General features: G+C 58.9%; 17 protein-coding genes. 10 read left to right on the forward strand and 7 right to left on the reverse strand.

Going from position 1 to position 20,021, the window contains the following annotated elements; genetic code table 11:
• The first annotated feature begins 127 nt into the window (after nucleotides 1–127).
• Complete coding sequence (locus tag WM42_RS03390) at nucleotides 128–1,477, forward strand: FAD-dependent oxidoreductase (protein ID WP_062035683.1); 1,350 nt, start codon at nucleotides 128–130, stop codon at nucleotides 1,475–1,477.
• 295 nt (nucleotides 1,478–1,772) lie between these two features.
• Here the strand turns inward: WM42_RS03390 and WM42_RS03395 are convergent, their stop codons facing one another.
• Together WM42_RS03395 and WM42_RS03400 are read right to left on the reverse strand one after the other, a co-directional pair.
• A complete protein-coding gene (locus tag WM42_RS03395) occupies nucleotides 1,773–3,140 on the reverse strand; it encodes a phosphomannomutase/phosphoglucomutase (RefSeq protein ID WP_062035684.1) in 1,368 nt (455 codons plus the stop codon).
• A 54-nt stretch (nucleotides 3,141–3,194) separates the two neighbouring features.
• On the reverse strand, nucleotides 3,195–3,692 hold the full coding sequence (locus WM42_RS03400; RefSeq protein WP_082787627.1) for a DUF3499 domain-containing protein: 498 nt from the start codon (nucleotides 3,690–3,692) through the stop codon (nucleotides 3,195–3,197).
• A 94-nt stretch (nucleotides 3,693–3,786) separates the two neighbouring features.
• Here WM42_RS03400 and WM42_RS03405 point away from each other — a divergent pair, with 94 nt between their 5' ends.
• The gene (locus WM42_RS03405; RefSeq protein WP_062039102.1) at nucleotides 3,787–4,257 is read left to right on the forward strand and encodes a metallopeptidase family protein; all 471 of its coding nucleotides are present in this window, start codon (nucleotides 3,787–3,789) and stop codon (nucleotides 4,255–4,257) included.
• Between the two features lie 98 nt (nucleotides 4,258–4,355).
• On the opposite strand, the gene WM42_RS03410 is transcribed toward WM42_RS03405, so the two are convergent.
• The 3 genes from WM42_RS03410 to WM42_RS03420 form a co-directional block, all read right to left on the reverse strand.
• On the reverse strand, nucleotides 4,356–4,604 hold the full coding sequence (locus tag WM42_RS03410; protein WP_005528147.1) for a WhiB family transcriptional regulator: 249 nt from the start codon (nucleotides 4,602–4,604) through the stop codon (nucleotides 4,356–4,358).
• Nucleotides 4,605–5,118: 514 nt separating this feature from the next.
• A complete protein-coding gene (gene manB, locus WM42_RS03415; RefSeq protein WP_062035686.1) occupies nucleotides 5,119–6,213 on the reverse strand; it encodes a mannose-1-phosphate guanylyltransferase in 1,095 nt (364 codons plus the stop codon).
• Nucleotides 6,214–6,279: 66 nt separating this feature from the next.
• Complete coding sequence (locus WM42_RS03420; protein WP_062035687.1) at nucleotides 6,280–7,194, reverse strand: glycosyltransferase family 2 protein; 915 nt, start codon at nucleotides 7,192–7,194, stop codon at nucleotides 6,280–6,282.
• A gap of 187 nt (nucleotides 7,195–7,381) precedes the next feature.
• On the opposite strand from WM42_RS03420, the gene WM42_RS03425 reads away from it, so the two are divergent.
• Together WM42_RS03425 and WM42_RS03430 are read left to right on the forward strand one after the other, a co-directional pair.
• Nucleotides 7,382–9,025, forward strand: a complete 1,644-nt coding sequence (locus WM42_RS03425) for an LCP family protein (RefSeq protein WP_201057410.1) — start codon at nucleotides 7,382–7,384, stop codon at nucleotides 9,023–9,025.
• Between the two features lie 218 nt (nucleotides 9,026–9,243).
• Entirely contained in the window at nucleotides 9,244–9,915 is a 672-nt protein-coding gene (locus tag WM42_RS03430) for a TIGR03089 family protein (protein WP_062035688.1), read from the forward strand.
• Here the strand turns inward: WM42_RS03430 and WM42_RS03435 are convergent.
• Nucleotides 9,912–10,805, reverse strand: coding sequence for a LysR family transcriptional regulator (locus WM42_RS03435; protein ID WP_062035689.1), 894 nt, complete (start codon nucleotides 10,803–10,805; stop codon nucleotides 9,912–9,914). The genes WM42_RS03430 and WM42_RS03435 overlap by 4 nt on opposite strands.
• 137 nt (nucleotides 10,806–10,942) lie before the next feature.
• Here WM42_RS03435 and WM42_RS03440 point away from each other — a divergent pair, with 137 nt between their 5' ends.
• The 3 genes from WM42_RS03440 to WM42_RS03450 are packed head-to-tail and all read left to right on the forward strand — an operon-like array spanning nucleotide 10,943 to nucleotide 15,001.
• Nucleotides 10,943–12,601 (forward strand): thiamine pyrophosphate-dependent enzyme, encoded by a 1,659-nt coding sequence (locus WM42_RS03440; protein WP_062035690.1) that lies wholly within the window; start codon nucleotides 10,943–10,945, stop codon nucleotides 12,599–12,601.
• 27 nt (nucleotides 12,602–12,628) lie between these two features.
• The gene (locus WM42_RS03445; RefSeq protein ID WP_062035691.1) at nucleotides 12,629–13,906 is read left to right on the forward strand and encodes an amino acid permease; all 1,278 of its coding nucleotides are present in this window, start codon (nucleotides 12,629–12,631) and stop codon (nucleotides 13,904–13,906) included.
• A 54-nt stretch (nucleotides 13,907–13,960) separates the two neighbouring features.
• Entirely contained in the window at nucleotides 13,961–15,001 is a 1,041-nt protein-coding gene (locus tag WM42_RS03450) for a histidinol-phosphate transaminase (RefSeq protein ID WP_062035692.1), read from the forward strand.
• A 26-nt stretch (nucleotides 15,002–15,027) separates the two neighbouring features.
• Here WM42_RS03450 and WM42_RS03455 read toward each other — a convergent pair whose 3' ends face one another.
• Entirely contained in the window at nucleotides 15,028–15,741 is a 714-nt protein-coding gene (locus WM42_RS03455; protein WP_062035693.1) for a TetR/AcrR family transcriptional regulator, read from the reverse strand.
• Nucleotides 15,742–15,905: 164 nt separating this feature from the next.
• Between WM42_RS03455 and WM42_RS03460 the strand changes: the two genes are divergently transcribed.
• The 3 genes from WM42_RS03460 (at nucleotide 15,906) to WM42_RS03470 (ending at nucleotide 19,982) form a co-directional block, all read left to right on the forward strand.
• A complete protein-coding gene (locus tag WM42_RS03460) occupies nucleotides 15,906–17,417 on the forward strand; it encodes a flavin monoamine oxidase family protein (protein WP_062035694.1) in 1,512 nt (503 codons plus the stop codon).
• A gap of 3 nt (nucleotides 17,418–17,420) precedes the next feature.
• Nucleotides 17,421–18,344, forward strand: a complete 924-nt coding sequence (locus tag WM42_RS03465) for a universal stress protein (protein WP_062035695.1) — start codon at nucleotides 17,421–17,423, stop codon at nucleotides 18,342–18,344.
• Between the two features lie 75 nt (nucleotides 18,345–18,419).
• Nucleotides 18,420–19,982, forward strand: a complete 1,563-nt coding sequence (locus WM42_RS03470) for an APC family permease (RefSeq protein WP_062035696.1) — start codon at nucleotides 18,420–18,422, stop codon at nucleotides 19,980–19,982.
• Nucleotides 19,983–20,021: the final 39 nt, after the last annotated feature.

Here is a 20,021-nt window from a genome sequence, read left to right on the forward strand (position 1 = left end):
TCTAATATTCATAAAAAGAATTAGAACGACTAGTATTACGACCAGTACCTGAACGATAACTTTTAGCGTTTAGCACTAGTCGTTCCAATATCCCGTAAAAAATCTTGAGGAAAGGCCCACTACTGATATGTCGCAAGCCCCACTGAAGGTAGCCGTCATCGGCGCTGGCCCAGCAGGCATCTACGCCTCTGACATCCTGGTTAAAAAGACCGGTGGCAATGTTGAGATCGATCTCATCGAGCAAATGCCAGCTCCCTTCGGCCTGATCCGCTACGGCGTGGCGCCGGATCACCCACGCATCAAGGGCATCGTCAACTCTCTGCACCGCGTTTTGGAAACCGAGCAAATTCGCCTCATCTCCAACGTGCACGTCGGCCGCGACCTCACGGTGGCACAGCTGCAGGAACATTACGACGCAGTCGTCTTCGCAACCGGCGCTGTCGGCGACCGCAACCTCGACGTCCCAGGCGCAGACCTCGAAGGCGTCCACGGCGCAGGCGAGTTCGTTGGTTTCTACGATGGCAACCCCCGCTTCAACCGCGAGTGGGATCTCAGCGCAAAGGAAGTAGCCGTCGTGGGCGTGGGCAACGTTGGACTCGACGTCGCCCGCATCTTGGCGAAGACCGGCGACGAGCTCAAGGTCACCGAAATCCCAGACAACGTTTATGACTCCCTGGCCAAGAACCAGGCTGAAACGGTCCGCGTTTTCGGCCGCCGCGGCCCCGCACAGGCTAAGTTCACTCCGCTCGAGCTTAAGGAGCTGGACCACTCCCCGACCATCAACGTTGTTGTCGACCCAGAAGACATCGACTACGACGAAGCTTCTCTCGAAGCACGTGCAAACTCTAAGTCCCAGGATCTGGTCTGCCAGACCCTCGAGGGCTACGCCATCCGCGAGCCGAAGGATGCGCCGCACACCCTGCAGATTCACCTCTTCGAGCAGCCGGTCGAAATCCTCGGCGAGAACGGCAAGGTCACCGGCATCAAGACCGAACGCACGGAGCTAACTGGCGACGGCAACGTTCGCGGCACCGGCAAGTTCACCGAGTGGCCTGTCCAGGCTGTTTACCTCGCCGTGGGTTACCGTTCCGATGCCATCGATACCGTTCCTTTCAATACCGACAAAAACGTCATCAACAACGATGGCGGCCACGTCATCGAGCAGGACGACAGCATCGTTCCGGGCCTCTACGCCACGGGCTGGATCAAGCGTGGCCCGGTCGGACTTATTGGCAACACCAAGTCTGATGCGACGGAGACCATCGGTATGTTGCTCGAGGACGCCGAGGCTGGCAAGCTTTCCCACTCCTCCGACGAGGACATCACCGCAACCTTGTCCGAAGCAGGCATCGAGTTCCTGACCTGGGATGGTTGGAAGAACCTCGACGCCGCCGAGCGTGCGCTTGGTGAGGCAGAAGGCCGCGAGCGCAAGAAGTACGTCGAGTGGGAGGACATGGTTACCCACTCCCGCGGCTAATTTTCCCGCATAAAAAGCGCCAGCATTGTGCTGGCGCTTTTTGTGTTGTGCGGCGCTCACCCGCGGCTCAGCCGCCGCGAATGTACCGTTTCTTGCAAATAGGCCAGCAAAGCTAGCCTGTTTGGGTTCACTATTTACAGGAAACGGTATACGCACCGGGGGGACCGAGACGCGCGGCAATCGTGGCGGCATCCAGGATCCTTTTTCCTGCAAATAGCGGGCCAAAACACGCAATTCTAGGGCGCTATTTGCAGGAAACGGTACACGCAGAAAGGCGCCCGCATGGGGAAGGCGCCTAAGCGCGGATAATGCCGAGAACCTTCTCCACTATGGCATCGACCTCATCAGCAGTCTTTGCCTCAACGTTTAGTCGCAACAGCGGCTCAGTGTTGGAAGCACGCACGTTGAACCACGCATCGGTGCCCTTCAGCTCCACGGTCACGCCGTCGAGCTCGTCGACGGACTCAATCTCCTCAGCCAAACCGTCGAGCACTGCCTGCGTAGCAGCCTTCTGATCCTCCACGGTGGAGTTAATCTCACCAGAGGCTTCGTAACGCGAGTACTGCGCCATGAGTTCAGAAAGCGGCTTATCGGATTCGCCCAACGCAGCTAGCACGTGCATCGCAGCGAGCATGCCCGAGTCCGCGTTCCAGAACTCCTGGAAGTAGTAGTGCGCAGAGTGCTCACCACCGAAGGCAGCCTTCTCCTTGGCCATCTGGGCCTTGATGAAGGAGTGACCCACGCGGGTACGCACAGCCTTGCCGCCGTTTTCAGCAATAAGCTCTGGGACCGTCTTGGAGGTGATCAGGTTGTGAATGATGGTCGAGCCGGGGAACTTCTTGAGGTAGCGCTCCGCAACAAGTGCACAGATAGCAGAAGGCGAAACTGCATCGCCGTTTTCATCGACCACGAAGCAGCGATCGGCGTCGCCATCGAAGGCGAGTCCGATGTCTGCCTTCTGCTCCTTCACAAAGGCTTGCAGGTCCACGAGGTTCTTCGGGTCCAAAGGATTAGCCTCGTGATTCGGGAAGGTGCCATCTAGCTCGAAGAACAGCTCGCGCACGTCAAAAGGAAGGCCCTCGAAGACCGCCGGAACCGTGTGTCCGCCCATACCGTTTGCTGCATCCACGGCCACAACGAGCGGGCGGGAAGACTCCAGCGGAACCAAAGAGCGCAAGAAGTTTGCGTAGTCAGACAGGACCTCACGCTCGGAGACGGAGCCTGCGGCGCCGTCGTAGGCTGGAACACCATCTACGAGCATGTCCTTGATTGCTTCCAGGCCAGTCTCCTGCCCCACCGGGACAGCACCGGCGCGACAAAGCTTGATGCCGTTGTACTTAGCTGGGTTATGCGAGGCGGTAAACATCGCGCCAGCGCATTCCATGGACCCTGCTGCAAAGTAGAGCTCATCAGTGGAGGTCAAGTTCAGCTTCACCACGTCCAGGCCCTGCGAAGCTACGCCTTCAGCAAAGGCAGCGGACAACGCCGACGAAGAAGGACGCATATCGTGGCCCACAGCCACCGTCTTCTCGCCTTCTTCGCGCAAAATAGCGGCGAAAGCAGCACCAGTGTCGCGGACGAAATTCTCATCAATGTCTTCACCCACGACGCCACGGACGTCATAGGCCTTAATAACGGCGTTTAGCTGTTCACGAGTACGCATAACCTGCAATAGTACTCTTTCCCCAGCCCCAAATACTGGAGCCGTGGCCTAAAACTAGTCCTCTTTCAAGCGATGACGGCCGCCCGCGGCGGATTCGGTGGCGTCCTGAGTCGAGGCGTCGTCAGGCACGACGCTCAAGTGTGCTCGGCGACGCTGCTTTGCCTCGCTTACGCGGCGCGTGCGGAAGACCGGGTGGTTGGAGCTATCAGGATCGGCGCCATCAAAGTTGGCGGCGTAGTCAATGGGGTCTTGACCGGAGCCCGAACCATCTTCCACTAGGCCGGTAGTGACGCGCCCGCCCTCGCGAACTGCCTCGGCCAGGGCCATGAGGTCGTCTTCCTCGTCAAGCTCAATGCGGTCCACACGCACCATCTCCCAGCCGATGGGAGCGGTGATGCGGGAGCTGTGCTTTTCGCACAAGTCCCAGCTATGCGGATCAGTCTCCTCCGCGAGCGGGCCTACGACGGCCGTCTGCTGTGAATACGCGTAGGTCAAAGTTGCCACGGCGGGTTTGCCGCAGCCTGGACGAGAGCAATGACGAGAATGATTCACGGCAATGAGTCTAAACCTTTAGTTGAGATTTGAATAGTCGAAACTCGGCGCGCCCCGCACGAAAATGGTCATGCGAAACCTTAAAATCACGGGCATGACCATGCGCCGCCCCCACACTCGTCCGTTCCGCGACCGCCGCGGAAGGGGTATGCACGGACCGCTTTTGCCACAATCGACGCCGCGTTTCCGCAGCAAGAGCGAGCGCTTCGACATGGCCGTACTCGAGGCCTATGCCCCCATCCAGAATGCTTTTGCAGAGCAGCTCGCCGGATTGGACTTGGCGGTGGACACGGTTCCACGCATGCGGCTTTCTGCTGATATGACGGTCCTGCCGGAAGAGATCATCGCCGACGGCCCGGTACCTTTAGGCCGGGTTGTCCCTGCTGGCGTTGACGCTGCCGGCCACCCAACACGCGCCCGCATGGTAATTTTCCGGATGCCCATCGAGGAGCGTGCCGAAACATCTAGCGAACGCGCAGAGTTGCTAGGCACGGTTCTAACTGCGTTGGTGGCCAATTACCTCAACCTTGATCCGCAGGACGTTGATCCTCGGTTTAGCTGGTAAGCAAAAATCCTCCACCACAATCCACGCCCTAGCGCCAGATGACACTAAACATAGATAGAGGTGAAGGATTTAAGAAGAAAGGTTTCCCTAGCCGGAGGTTAACCAATCTCGCGCTTGAGGCGGCGGCGTTCACGATCAGACAGTCCGCCCCAGATTCCGAAGCGCTCGTCATGCTCTAGTGCATACTCGAGACACTCATCTCGCACCGCACAAGCCTGGCAGATACGCTTGGCTTCGCGGGTGGAGCCTCCCTTCTCCGGAAAGAAGGCTTCAGGATCGGTCTGCGCGCACAGTGCCTGGTCTTGCCACTCCTGCTCGACGGCGCCAAAAAGCTCATCGAGAGACATCTCTGCGGCAGCACCGCCACGGAGAATAGCGCCATTATTCGAGTTTTTCTCCACGCTAATTCCTTTCTCCGAGGTTGGGTAGGTTTCTTCTAAGTTGCACCGACCTTACACCAAAGCCAAAGTTTGGCGGAGGCGTCGCCGATGCGCTTGATTACACTGATGTTATTTCACACCGGATCACTAAATATCGTCAACCCGAAAACGAGGCCTTCCGGGGATTCTCTCCAAAAACGCAGCACACGATCCCCAACTTTCACATCCGTCACACAGATCCCCCTCCGGGGGTAAGGGCCGGGGGTACCATATGTAGTGGTGGTCCATATTCCTGTGAACAATTCCAAGGTTTGATCGGCGTGTCGCCACCATCTAAGCCGATCTGCTGGATCTCTGCGCGCACAAGCTGCCCAGCAACCAAAACCGTAAAAGACCAGCCAAAAAGCGAAAACTCCCACCACCTGCGCCCCCCTTAAAAGGAAACGGGTCGTGGGAGAGATAGCTTAAATGTCTGCTCTTTTTAAGCGTCAGAGCTGAAGCGGACGCCGGCATCCGGAATCTGTACGCCCGGGAAGACACGCATGCCTCCCTTGAGCTCACAGCGTGCTCCGATGACAGCGCCCTCACCGATGACGCAATTGTCGATGTGTGCGTTGGCGCCGATTTGCGCGCCCGAAGCGATAATCGAGTTGCTGATGATTGCCCCCGGCTCGATGGTCACGCCGTCAAAGACAACAGTGCCGTCCAGACGCGAGCCTGCACCGACCTCAGAGCCGCGGCCAATCGCGGTGCCAGAAAGCAACAACACACCGCCGGCGATTCCGGCAGACTCATCGACGAGGGACTCACCGGTGCGGCCTTCCAGCAGCGGCGAATGAGCAATGCCGCGAACCAAGTCAGAAGAACCGCGCACGAAGTCATCTGGGCGGCCCATATCGCGCCAGTAGGAGTTGTCGACGTGGCCTACCACCATGCGTCCGGACTCCAACAGGCTCGGGAAGGTCTCACGCTCAACGGAGACCACGCGGTCAGCCGGAATGGTCTCAATGACTTTCCGCTTGAACGTGTAGCAGCCAGCGTTGATTTGGTTCGTTGGCGGGTCCTCGGTCTTTTCCAAAAACGCCGTCACGCGGCCATTGCTGTCAGTCGGAACGCAGCCGAAGGCGCGCGGGTCTGCCACGTTGAGCAGGTGCATGGTAACGTCCGCATCCTTTTCGTGGTGGGTTCGCAAGATGCCGCCCAGGTCCATACCGGAGAGAACATCGCCGTTGAAGACCATCACGGTATCGTGGCGCAATTTGTCGTAGACGTTGCGGATGCCGCCGCCGGTACCCAGCGCGGTCTCTTCTACTACGTATTCGATTTCCAGGCCCATATCGGAACCGTCACCGAAGTACTCTTCGAAGACCTCTGCCTTAAACGACGTCGACAGCACCACGTGGGTAATGCCCGCAGCCTTGATGCGGGCAAGAAGGTGCTGCAGGAACGGATAGTTAGCAGTCGGCAGCATCGGCTTTGGGGTGCCGATGGTCAGCGGGCGCAGGCGGGTTCCACGGCCACCGACGAGGATGACGGCATCGGTAGAAGCGCCCCATTGGACAGCTGCTTGACTCATAGAAGAATTCCTTATGCGAATAAATCGACGTGTTTTATCGGGGGTCAGTGTATATGCCCAAGGCGCCTAGCCACTGCTGCGGCACGCTAGGGCGCTTAGAGCAAACCCGCGCAACCGCAGTCCGGCCTTGAGCGCCAGTCGGACTGGCGCTTGCCACCACTGCGGATGGCGGTCGGCTTGGAAGCGGTAAGCCGAGTCGTGGTGGGCTCGCAGCATCGCGCCCGCATGCGCCTGGGTAGAGTGCCCTTTGGCATGGGTGATGATTGCCTCAGGGCAAAAGACGTTGCTCCAGCCCGCACGGCTAAAACGGTCACCCAGATCGACGTCTTCCATGTACATGAAGTAGCGCTCGTCAAAGCCGCCGATCTGCTGGAACGCATCCCACCGCACCAAAAGGCAGGAACCCGAAAGCCAGCCCGCCTCGCGCTCGACGGACATATGGGCGTCATTGCGATAGGCACGCGACCACGGGTTGCTAGGCCAGATGGTGCCAAACAGGGCGTGGCCGATGCCGGTGGTCAATGTGGGGATCGCACGCGCGGAAGGATAATACGAGCCATCCGGTTCCACGATGCGCGGGCCTACGGCTGCGGCTTGTGGATTCCGGCGCGCACACTCCACCAACTTATCCAAAGCTCCAGGAGTAAAAGTAACGTCTGGGTTGCTGATGAGGAAGAACTCTTCATCGACCTCACCCAACGCGCCGGAGCGGACAAGCCGCGCGCCGGCATTCATTCCGCCGCCGTAACCGATGTTGCCGCCCGTGTCTAAAAACACAACGTCGTCACGGCCAGCAGCCGCGGTCTGCGGCACTGAATCGGTGGAGCCGTTATCCGCCAAGACCACAGCCGTGGGCCGGTTGGTTGCGCTTTCCAGCGATTTAAGGAAATCCCCAAGGTAATGGCCCGGCGAATACGTCACCGTGACCACTGCGAGGGCAGTTACGTTATCTGTGTTCACAATGCTGCTTAGCGTACCCATACTCGCTGCTAGGTTGCTGCCAAGACACTACAAGCTTGACGAAAATCATGTATAGATCACGATTTCTTTCTCTTCTCGCCTAAACTGTCACAAGATCAGCCCCTAAATTGGCTACACGGCAAGCACCGAGAGAAGCCACCTTGCTTGCTGCCACCTTTGAACGCCACAATTAGAAAGTCCTCCTCCTGTGTCTTCTGAGAAAAAATCAGACAAGCAGCGTCGTTCCCGCGCCATCTCGCCCTCGCCCAATTCGGCGACGGCGGTAAAGCAACAGGGGTCCAAGCCCCTGAAGGCCGTCATGGCATTTGTATCGGCGGCAATCTTGGTGTTCTCTGGCGTTGGCTATGCCACCGTGGGCCGCGTGGGCGATGGCATGTCCTCTGTCTCTAACCTCGCGTTGGGCAACAAGGGTGGTTTTAAGGCAGACACCGAAGACGGCGCGATGGATATCTTGCTGGTGGGCAAGGATTCGCGCACGGATGCCAAGGGCAACCCGCTGTCAGACAAGGAACTGGCAGACCTCCACGCCGGCGTGGACGAGGGCGAGGAGAACACAGACACCATCATGATCATCCGCATCCCGGATGACGGCTCCCGTGCAACTGCGGTTTCGATTCCGCGCGATACCTACGTCGACGACGGCGAGTTTGGCAACACCAAGATTAACGCCGTTTTCGCTTCCCACAAGACGGACAAGGTCGAAGAGCTAGAGCAAGAAAACGCCGAGGCAGAGGTTGAAGGCAAGAAGAAACCACATTCCGCGAAGGAGATCGAGCAGCAGGGCGTGGAGGCCGGCCGCCAGGGGCTTATCAGCATGGTGCGCTCACTCACAGACATCGATATCGATCACTACGCTGAGGTCGGCCTGCTGGGCTTCGTGCTGCTTACCGACGCCGTCGATGGCGTCGACGTGTGCTTGAACAACGACGTTAAGGACGTCATGTCTGGCGCTGATTTCAAGAAGGGCCGCCAGACCCTCCACGGCGCCCAGGGCCTGTCCTTCGTTCGCCAGCGCTACGAGCTTCCACGCGGCGACCTGGACCGCATCGTGCGCCAGCAGGCATACATGGCTTCTTTGGTTTCCAAGGTGCTCTCCTCCGGCACCCTGGCTAACCCAAATAAGCTCTCCAAGATTGCTGACGCAATCGAACGCTCTGTAGTCATCGATGAGGGCTGGGACGTCATGGGTTTGGTCACCCAGCTTTCAGGCTTGGCCGGCGGCAACGTCACCTTCACCACCATTCCGGTGACCTCCATCGACGGCGTGGGTGACTACGGTGAGTCCGTCGTGACCATCGACAAGAAAGAGGTCCATAAGTTTATGGATGACCTCGCCAAGACTGCGGAGCAGACGGAGGAAGCCGCGGCGTCGTCAAGCGCAGAGGCAGGCTCCAACCCTTCCGAAAAGCCAGTAGCCGATGGCATCGAGGTCAACGTGCTCAACGCGGGCAGCATCGATGGCCTGGCCTCCGGCGTTGGCACATGGCTGACTGGCGTGGGCTACAAGGTCGACCAGACCAGCAATGCCGAGCCGGGCCTATACTACGAGTCCCAGATTGTCGCCGCGGATGAGAACGACCAACGCGCCAAAGACTTGGCTGAGCAGCTCGGTGGTCTGCCGGTTACTTCCAGCCCGTCGCTGGACGAAAACACCTTTGTCGTCGTGGCTTACGACGACTACAAAGGCCCATCTGACGAGGAAGCGCAGGCCGCAGAGCCCACCGACTCCGAACCGGGCGAACAGGTCGGCACCCCAGGCAGCGACATGGGCGCGGCAGAGGTTGCCCCGGAGATCGACGCCGGCGGCGAGGGCCCGCGCTGCGTGAACTAAACGCTACACAAACTAAGTAATTCTCGAGCCAGGGACCTAATTCAAAAGGTTCCTGGCTTTTCTTAGGGATCGTTCCCCAGTTTTTGGCAGGTAGTTGCCATTTAATGTTAAAAATGAGTATCCCTATCACTCACTTTCCGGGGCGCTCGAGGGCCCAGGGCCGTAGTGTGAAAGCATTCCCTGCCGCGCTAAGGCTCAGTCACCTACGATGGGCGGACATGGATATGCTTCAGCACCTACTTTCCGCAGATGCCGCAGCGCCGCGCCTGACTTTCTACAACGAAGCCACCGGCGCGCGCATGGATTTTTCCGCACAGACCTTGGATAACTGGGTCTCCAAGATTGCCAACATGCTCCTAGAAGAGCTTGAGCTCGATTCCGATTCCCTCATTTTCCTCGACCTCCCTGTTTCCTGGCAGCCCGCAGTTATCGCTTTGGGCGCCATTGCTGCCGAGGTCCACACAGCGTTCACTCGCGCTGAACTAGACGGTGCAAGCCCCGATGTTATTTTTGCCGCGCCCGAGGGCTACGCAGAGTTGACTGAGGAATTCGCAGGAGCCGATGTTGTGCTCGTTACCGATGACCCATTCGGGCGCGGCGTCATCGAATCCGGCGGCGAATTGCCCGCGGGCGCCATCGACTTTGGGCCCACCGTGCGTTTCTACGGCGATCAGTTCTATGGCCCCACCACCGCTTTGCCGGAGCTTTATTCTGCCGCCGGCCCTGCCCAACGCGTGATGTCCGCGGGGTGGAAGGACAAGGATTCCTTTAAGAAGTTGATTCTCGAACCGCTCGCATGTGGAGGCTCCGCCGTTATTGTCGCCGGCATGTGCACTGCCGAGCGTTTAGAAGAAATCGCCGCCAACGAGAAGGTGGATCTGCGTCTTTAGCTGGCACGAACGCCATCGGCGGGGTTAATTCCCAGAAACTCCTGGAGGCGCGTGACCACGGCATGGATTTCCGCGGTGGCAAAGTGCCCGCGACGCCAAGCCGCGTGCAGGGGCACACCGCCTAGCATCTCCTCCTCATTGCAGATGCGCAGGCCTACCGCGTCGTGGGCCTGCAGAGCACTGGAGATGGCGATTGCACGCCCGGCTCGCGCGAGGGCGATGAGCGTAACGGTGTCCTCGCACTCGACGACGTCGCCAAGCACAGCGTGGTTGCGCCCTACAAAGGCATCGAAGAGCCCGCGTGAGACGCTGCGCCGGCCTGACATGGCGAGACGATGAGTGACCAAGTCCCCCACGTCAATGCTGTCTTGGCCCGCTAGAGGGTGCTCCTTGTTTACCCAAGCCCGGATAGTGGCCTCCCCCAACGGAACGGAATCGAGCCCCTCCTTTACTGGAATTGGCGTCACCACCACATCGGCGGTGGTATCTAGCGCTTGGTACACCTCGTAGTGCTCGACCGCCAGCGTGGTCAGAAGCGGAATCTCCTCGCGCGCGTCAACGATGAAAGGCGCCAAGATCGTCGAGATGGTCGTCGGCGTTGCCGCCACCTGCAAGGCGCGCATCTCGCCGCGTTGCAGCGCCGAAACCGCCTGCGTAGCCCTGTTATTATCTGCCACCAATTGCTGGCACACGGGAATCAATGCCTTGCCCGCCTCGTTGAGACGCAGCACCCCAGCTGCGCGTTCGAAAAGCTCGAGCCCCAGCTCCTCCTCAAAGCGCCGCAGCTGGCGGCTTAGCGCCGGCTGGGTGATGCTCAATTGCTCTGCCGCGGTGGTCACGGAACCGGTGCGCGCGAGCGCCAAGAAATATTTCGCCCTCGTGTAATCCATAAAACTTCATTTAACACGAGCTATTACCAATGGGCATGGATTTGAAAAATCTTAGACATTAGACAACATGGACGAAATTCCTTCACAATAAGGTGAAATTGTTGTACCAATCACAGAAGAAGGATTGTCTGAAAACTATGACTCGTCGCCATGTTGGCACCGCCATCGCTGAATCTCTCGCAGCACACAACGTCAAGCGCGCATACCTCGTCCCAGGCGAGAGCTTCCTGCCAGTACTTGATGGGCTCTATGACAGCCCCATCGAAACCATCGTTACCCGCCAGGAAGGCGGCGCTTCCTACATGGCAGAGGCACACGGCAAGGCCACCGGTGAGCCGGGCGTCGCAATGGTCACCCGCGGCCCAGGCGCTTCCAATGCTTTCGTTGGTATCCACACCGCCTGGCAGGATTCCACCCCGATGGTCCTCTTCGTGGGCCTTATCCCCTTCCCCGACCGTGACCGTGAGTCGTTCCAGGAATTCGACCCAAAGGCGTGGTTTGGAACCCAGACCAAGCAGGTCTTCATCCTCGATGACCCATCCCGTGCTTCCCACGTGGTGGCGGAGGCATTCTTCCAGGCCAAGCAGGGCCGCCCAGGCCCAGTAGTGGTGGGCCTGCCGGAGGACATTCTCCACTTGGACTTCGACGGGGAGATTATCCAGCCAATCAACGTGACAGACGGCGCGGTATCCCCAAGCGATATCGCCGCGCTTTCCGAGGCCCTACGCTGCGCCGAGCGCCCACTCATCTTCGCCGGCGGCCCACGCTGGACCCCAGAGTCCGCACGCCAAATCACCGAGTTTGCAGAAACCAACCAGATTCCGGTGGTCCACGATTTCCGCGCCAGCGACCGCATCCCTTTTTCTTCCCCGGCCAACGCCGGCTGGCTGGGCTACGGCCGTGACGAGAAGGCAGCTGCGCTGCTCAAGGATTCCGACCTCGTACTCGCCGTTGGAGCAGTGCTTGGCGACGTCCCGACTGACGGCTACAAGCTGCGTCAAGGCGCAAATGACCGCAACTTCTTCATCAACATCGATTCCAGCCTGCGTGGCAACTCCGCAGCCGTCACCCGCCACATCCTGGCCAGCCCGGTAGCCTTCGCCGAAGCGCTGTCTGAGATCAATACGGGCGAGGTCTGCGCTGCCCAGCAGCAGTGGTTCGCGGATGCGCACGCGGCGCAGGTGGCTTTCTCTACGGTTCAGGACGAAGCCGACTGGCGCCCGGCTCCTGAGGGAACCGCACACATCGAATCACTCATGCGCGCCATTCAGGAGCAGGCCCCAGAGGATTCCATCTACACCTTCGGCGCCGGAAACCACTGCATCTGGGCGCAGCAGTTTATGCGCACCAACGTCTACCCCTCCCAGTTCAGCGTGCGCAATGGCTCGATGGGCTACTCCGTTCCAGGTGCGGTTTCCACCAAGCTGGAGTTTCCTGAGCGCACCGTCATCGCCATTGCTGGCGACGGCGAGTACCTGATGAACGGCCAAGAGCTGGCTACCGCCCTGCAGTACGGCGCTCCTTATCTGACTGTCGTGATGTCCAACGGCGAGTTCGGCACCATCCGCGATCATCAAAAGAACCACTTCCCTGATCGCGTTTCCGGTACCCAGCTTTCCAACCCGGATTTCGCCGCCGTCGCCCGTGGCTTTGGCGCACACGGCGAGCTTGTCACTTCCGACGCCGAGGCAGGCCCTGCCGTCGAGCGCGCCCTGCAGGCTATGCGCGAGAAGCAGATTCCAGCAGTCATCAACGTGATTGTGGATCAAGCTCTGTCGCTGCCTGACAACGACTAAAACTGTCCCCAAACAAAGGATTTTTCAATGAGCGATACCGTTGCTACCGCTGTTGAGCGTGCAGAGGCCAAACCTGCTGGCTCCACGATGACTTGGGTCATCACCCTGTTCGGCACTGCCGTCGGCGCAGGAATTTTGTTCCTTCCACTTAGCGCTGGTGGATTTGGTTTCTGGCCACTGGTCTTTGCCACGGTCTTCATCCTGCCGCTAGTCTATTTCTCGCACCGCACCTATGTCCGAATAGTCAGTGGCGCGCCGATCCGCGACCACGGCAAGGACGTCCTGGAACTGGCCACGCAGTATTTTGGCCGCACCTCCGGCATCGTTATCGCCATTTTGTACTGGCTCGCTATCTTCCCCACGGTGCTGATTTACGGCATCAGCATCACCAACTCGGTCGATAGCTTCATCGTCAACCAACTGGGTGGACCTTCCATCAACCGGTGGGTACTCGCCATCCTTTGCGTGGGCATTATGACCGGCGCGTTCGCCGTGGGCCGCAAGCCCATGCTGTGGCTGGCCCAGGTGCTGGTCTATCCGCTCATCTTCGCTTTGGCAGCAACGTCCATCTATCTCATCCCACGCTGGGATTTTCAGAGCTTCCTGCACTACGACAACGGTGAAGGCGACTTTGGAATCCTCAAGGGAATCCTGCTGATTCTGCCGGTGCTTGTATTTTCCTTTTCCCACATGGCGGCACTGTCTCAGTTCGCACTAGACATGCAGCCGGCCTATGGCGAGAAGACCGCCAAGCGCGTTGACCGCACGGAGATGCTTACCGCCATCTTGCTGGTGGTCTTTACCATGTTCTTTGTTTGGTCATGCGTCCTGGCTTTGGGCGCCGACGGAATGAATGAGGCGCTGGAACAAAACATTCCGGTACTGTCCTACTTCGCTAACGTCACCGGCACCCCGTTCATGGCCTACATGGCACCCGTTGTGGTCATGTGCGCCATCATCTCCTCCTACTTCGGCCACATGCTGGGCACCGAGGAAGGCACAGAGTACCTGCTGCGCCTAGCAGCGCCAAAGCTGGCTGAGCGCATCTCGCACCGCAGCCTGCTTAACATCATCTATCTCATCACCTTCGTTGGCACTACCCTGGTGGCGGTCTATAACCCATCCATCGTGTCGATGATTTCGGTCGTCGGTGGCATCTTCGTGGCTTTCCTCGTTTACCTGGTCCCGGTCTACATGTTCAAGAAGTTCGACGCTTATTCCAAGTTCAAAAATGACCCGTGGAACTACTTCGTATTCGGCATGGGAATCGTCATTATGGCGGTTACCGTGTGGAACATGTTCTAATTCTTATCTATCACTTCTTAAAAGTCGCTTTAAAGTTAGGAGTTTTATAGTCATATGCTTCGCTCTGATCTCAACAAGTTCCCTGATTACAAGCCCGGCAAGTCCGACGGCGACAAACTGAAGCTCTCCTCCAACGAAATCCCTAACCCGCCGCTTCCTTCCGTGCTCGAGGCAATGACGCGGGCGGCAGCGGAGACCAACCGCTACCAGATCGATGGCTGCCCAGAACTGACCACCGAGCTTTCTAAGTACCTGGGCGTTCCTGAAGATCACCTCACCATCGCAGCGGGCGCCTCGGCCATCGTTCAGCAGGCCATCGGAATGTCCTGCCACACTGGTGACGAAGTAATCTTCCCGTGGCGCAGCTTCGAGGCTTACCCGCTCTACGTGCGCATGGCCGGCGCGGAACCAGTGATGACTCCGCTTACCGAGGACGACCGCTTGGGCTTGGATGCCGTAATCGAGGCCATCACGGACAAGACCCGCGCCATCATCCTCTGCAACCCGAATAACCCAACCGGCACCACCATCACCAAGGGCGAGTTCCGTGACTTCATGGAGCGGGTTCCGAAGGACATCGTGGTTATCCTCGATGAGGCTTACTGGGAGTACAACGACGCGGAGGATACCCCGGACTCTGCCGAGGAGATTTTCAACTACCCGAACCTGGTGGGCGCCCGCACCTTCTCCAAGGCCTTCGGCCTTGCCGGTGCACGCGTGGGTTACGGCATCGCCTCCCCGGAGCTCATCCACGGCCTCAAGCTAATGACCATGCCGCTAACGGTTACCTACATGGCAGAAAAGGCTGCCATCGCAGCGCTTAACTCGGCAGAGGAGCTGCTTGCCCGCGTCGAAGAGACCAAGGTGCAGCGCGAGCGCGTAGCAGAGGCAATTGGCGCGCGCCCTTCCAAGGGCAACTTCGTTTGGATTCCACGCGGCGACGCCGAAGAGGTTGAACGCAAGCTTTCCGACGAAGGCGTCATCATTCGCCGCTACCTGGATGAAGGCGTTCGCGTTTCCATTACAACTGAGGAAGAAACAAACATCTTCTTGGCCGCCTGGGAGCGTGCGGGCATTCGCCCATACGGCGAATAATCGCCTTCTATCCCATCGCCCTTTCCCTACTTAGACGGCGGTTGCTCACCTGGAACCGTCGGCAGGAAATCTGCCAATAACGCCGCCAAACCCGTTTGAAACGGATCTTCCGCAAACGGGTTGGCGGCTTTTTGCTCTTTAGTTGCCGCAGCCGAAAGTTTTTCTTGCCATGCAGCACGAGCGCTGCGCAGATGCGGTGCTTCTATATCACCGTCTTCGGGAACCTCGAAGATTTCTTGGGGAGCATTGGCGTCGAAGGCGGAGCCGTAGATGAAGGACTCCAGCATGATGATCCGCGGCAGAATCTGCGCGGATTCGACGCCGGCAAATGCCAGTACCTCAGCTAATTTTTCGTACATTTTCACTGCCCGTGAAGCACCGGACACGGGGGTAGAAGCAATGACCTCCACCAGCGGATAGTGCCGCGCGAATACATCGCGGTAGGAACGCGCCCAGACCTCTAATGCGTAACGCACGCTCACCTCGCCCGCTAAGGCGGCGTCGAGAAGCGATGCGTCTACCTGCGCCATAACCGCATCCTCTACAAGGATGAGCAGCTCATGTTTGTTAAGTACATGGTTGTACAACGCACTCGGCCCCACCCCCACTTCGCGGGCAATTCGGGCCATTGTGAGTTTGGCATAGCCACTTTCCTCCACAATTTTTAAAGCGGCCTCGGCAATTTTCTCACGGTTTACCAGCGCCTTTGGTGGCCGACCTTTAGCGCGCGAAAAATTCATGGCTCAAACCTCTATCCAGAGTCACATTGATTCCTGTACAGTGACACGCAACACAAAATGAATGTTGTTCATTTTGCGCTGAGCTTTCAAACAATTTTCCCATAGACGTTTCCTCTGCACCGCGTAGAGGAAGATGTTCACCACTTCGCACAGGAGAACCCACCATGTTGTCATTATTTAGCAACGAATCCAACACCAACCCGGTCCTCGAGCGCGACGTTGTCGTCATCGGCGCGGGCCCTGCCGGCCTCATGGCAGCACGCACGCTGAAGAATAAGGGCCTTTCCGTCGCAGTCTTGGAAGCCCGCGACCGCGTCGGCGGCCGTACTTGGAATGGCAAGGTCAAGGATGCCGAGGGTGTCGAGCACTTCGTGGAGCTGGGCGGACAGTGGATTTCCCCGGATCAGACGCGGCTCATCGAGCTCGTTGATGAGCTAGGACTCGAAACCTTCCAGCGCTACCGCGAGGGCAAGTCCATCTACGTTGCCCCAGACGGCACCCGCCATGAGTACGAGGGCACCGTCTTCCCTGCTTCCGAGAAGACCATCGCGGAGATGGACCGCCTCATCAAGATCATGGATGACCTCGCAGCCGAAATGGACCCGGCGCGCCCCTGGGCACACCCGCGTGCGAAGGAGCTGGACTCCATCTCCTTCCGCAAGTGGCTCGAAGGCTTGTCTGATGACCCGGAGGCAATCGACAACGTCTCCATCTACGTCGCCTCGGGCATGCTCACCAAGCCTTCCTATGCTTTCTCCACCCTGCAGGCAGTCCTGATGGCTGCTTCCGCGGGCTCCTTCTCCAACTTGGTCGACGAGGACTTCATCCTGGACCGCCGCGTGGTCGGCGGCATGCAGTCCGTGTCTCTGACCATGGCCGAAGAGCTAGGTGAGGATGTTTACCTCGGCACCCCTGTGCGCGAGCTGCACTGGGCCGAGGTTGACCCAACCACCGCTGATGACCTCAACAAGGTCGCAGCCGACGTTCGCAACGGCGTGCCGAACAACGGCGAGGCCCGCGAGGTCATCGCCTACTCCGAGAAGGTCACCGTGAAGGCGCGCTACGCCGTGCTCGCGGTTCCACCAAACCTGTACAACCGCATCTCTTTCGTTCCGCCGCTGCCACGAGACCAGCAGATCGTGCACCAGCACATCTCCATGGGCTTGGTCATCAAGGTCCACGCCATCTACGACAAGCCTTTCTGGCGCGAAGAGGGCCTTTCCGGCACCGGCTTCGGCGGCGGCCGTTTAGTTCAGGAGGTCTACGACAACACCAACTACGGCAAGAACTTTGCTGCCTCTGCCGAGGGCGAAGAAGACCAGTACGGCACTTTGGTTGGCTTCGTCTCCGACGTTTATGCCGAGGAAATGTGGCACCTGCCTGAAGAAGAGCGCAAGGAGCGCATACTTTCTGCCATGGCGGACTACCTGGGCCCGAAGACCAAGGAGCCAATCGCGTTTTACCTCTCCGACATGGCCGCTGAGGAGTGGACCCGCGGCGCCTACGCCACCTCTTATGACCTGGGCGGCCTATCCCGCTGGGGCCACCTGCAGAACGAGCCGACCGGCTCCATCTACTACGCCTGCTCCGACATCGCTGCCGAGGGCTACCAGCACGTCGACGGTGCTATCCGCCAGGGCGAGCTCGTCGCCCAGGAGATTGCCGATAAGGGTTAAATATTGTCTGCTTCTGATTTTGATCGCCGCGCAGCCACCGGACATATCTTGGTGGGCTACGTTGCTACGGACTATGGCAAGGACGCGCTCCGCTTGGGCATCGCCCTTGCTAAGACCCGCAACGTCAACCTTGAGATCGTCATGGCCGCGCCGGCCAATAATTCCTTCTCCGGTGTCTACCCGCACGACCGCGGATACAGTTCCATCCTGGAAGAACAGATTGCAGGTTGGTTACAGGAGGCGCTGGGCGAAGTCCCCAGTGACATCCGCGCCACCGCCCGAATCGTCCCCGGCGAGTCTGAAGCCGAAGCGCTCAATCGCGCGGCGGAAGAACTGGACTGCGACATGATCGTGGTTGGTGCGCGCAAGGGCGGCCTTTTTGGCCGCTTCCAAATGGGTACTGCGGTCAACACGTTGTTGCACTCCGGTACTGTCCCTATCGCTCTCGCGCCACGCGGCTACTCCTACCCCGGTCCAATTAGCCGCATCACCGTCATGTTTGGTCCGCGCCCAGGCACCACGGACGTCATCGCAATTGGTTTGGACCGCGCGCGGCGCCGTCGCCTTCCGCTGCGACTGCTTTCGCTCGTGCTGCCTGGCGAGTCCGATCTGCATGGCCTCGGCACCGACGTTCCCAATGCGGTACGCGCTTATGCCAACCGCAAGCTGGGCGATATCGCCGAAGAAATGCTCTCGGCTGGTTACGCCACAACCGACGTCGCCACTGGGCGCGACGTCGAAGCCGCAATGGAAAACGTCACCTGGCAAGACGGAGAGCTCGCCGTGGTTGGCTCTTCTCGCCTCGCGGTTCCCGGCCGGCTCTTCTTGGGTGGCACGGCGTCGCGAATGCTGCGCTCCATTCCCGTTCCCATGGTCGTCGTACCAGCCGGCTACATGCACGCCGGCGCCGACCACGAAGCGATCTAGCAGACGCTTTCGCCCAGATCGCTTCCTACCACCAGACCGTATTTCCTAGTTCTTTTTGAAAGGCGGTGAGTAGTCATGACTAGTGCCACTCCTGCACCACCGATTCAGCCCACGCCAGGAAGCGGCGATAACATCGCTTCCACCAAGGGCCTGGCTACCGGGCGCGTCGGCTTACTCGGCGCAGTCGTCATCGGCATCAGCTGCATCGCGCCGACCTATACGCTGACTTCGGGACTTGGCCCCACCATTTCCGCGGTGGGCGAGTTTGTTCCGGCGGTCCTCCTTTTGGGATTCATCCCGATGCTCCTGGTGGCCTTTGCCTACCGTGAGCTCAACAATGCGGTTCCGGATTCCGGTACCTCATTTACTTGGGCCACCAAAGCCTTTGGTCCCTGGGTGGGCTGGATGGGCGGATGGGGCCTTATTACTGCCACCATCCTGGTGCTCTCGAACCTTGCCGCAGTCGCCGTGGACTTCTTCTATCTCCTCCTTGCCCAGATAGCAGGCCGCCCCGAAATTGCAGACCTAACGCGCAATCTCTGGATCAATATCCCCACCACGATGGTCTTCATCGCCATCGCAGCCTGGGTTTCCTACCGTGGCCTAGATTCCACGCAGAAGCTGCAATACGTGCTGGTTGCCATCCAGATCATGGCCATTGTGGTCTTTGACATTGTGGCCATCGTGCGCGCTTATAAGGGCGGTGGATTCGACTTCACCCCGATTTCAGTTTCATGGTTTAATCCGCTGGAAATCGGCAACTTTTCCCTCATCGCGGCCGGCATTTCCTTGTCCATCTTCATGTTCTGGGGCTGGGACGTCACGCTGACGATGAACGAGGAAACAAAGAACCCAGAAAAGACTCCGGGGCGCGCTGCAACCATCACGGTCTTGGTCATCATCAGCCTCTACATTCTGACGGCCTTGGCTGTCATCACGTGGGCAGGAACGGGTGATGAAGGCCTGGGTGCCGGCAACCCGGAGAACCAGGAATCGATCTTCGCCGCGCTCTCCTCCCCTGTGCTGGGCTCGGCCGCCCTGCTTATCTATGTCGCTGTGCTCTCCAGTTCCTTCGCCTCGCTGCAGTCCACGATGGTGGGCCCCGCCCGTACGCTGCTGGCGATGGGATACTACAAGGCGTTGCCGCCGGTCTTTTCCAAGATCAGCCCCAAGTTCCGCACGCCGTCTACGGCCACGATTGCCTCCGCTATTGCAGCGGGCGGTTTCTACACGGTCACGCGCATCCTGTCTGAGAACGCGCTGTGGGATACCATCTCCGCGCTCGGTCTCATGATCTGCTTCTACTACGGCATCACGGCGGTGGCCTGCATTTGGTACTTCCGCCACGAGCTTTTCAGCAGCGTGCACAACATCATCTTCAAGTTCATCTTCCCCCTGCTGGGTGGTGGATTCTTGCTGCTGATGTTCTTTATCACCGCATTCGACTCGCTTAGCCCGGAATACGGTTCCGGTTCCTCAATTTTCGGGGTGGGCACCGTCTTCGTGCTGGGCATGGGAATTCTGTTGCTCGGCGCCGTATTAATGCTGTTCACACGCTTTGCCCATCCGGATTTCTTCAAGGGCCGCACATTGAAGCGGATAACGTCCGGCGAAGACTCTCAATTGCCGCTAGTTTAGAGGCTAGCCCTATTTCAACCTAGTTCACTATTAGGCTCC

Source organism: Corynebacterium simulans (genome assembly GCF_001586215.1).
Lineage (GTDB): Bacteria > Actinomycetota > Actinomycetes > Mycobacteriales > Mycobacteriaceae > Corynebacterium > Corynebacterium simulans.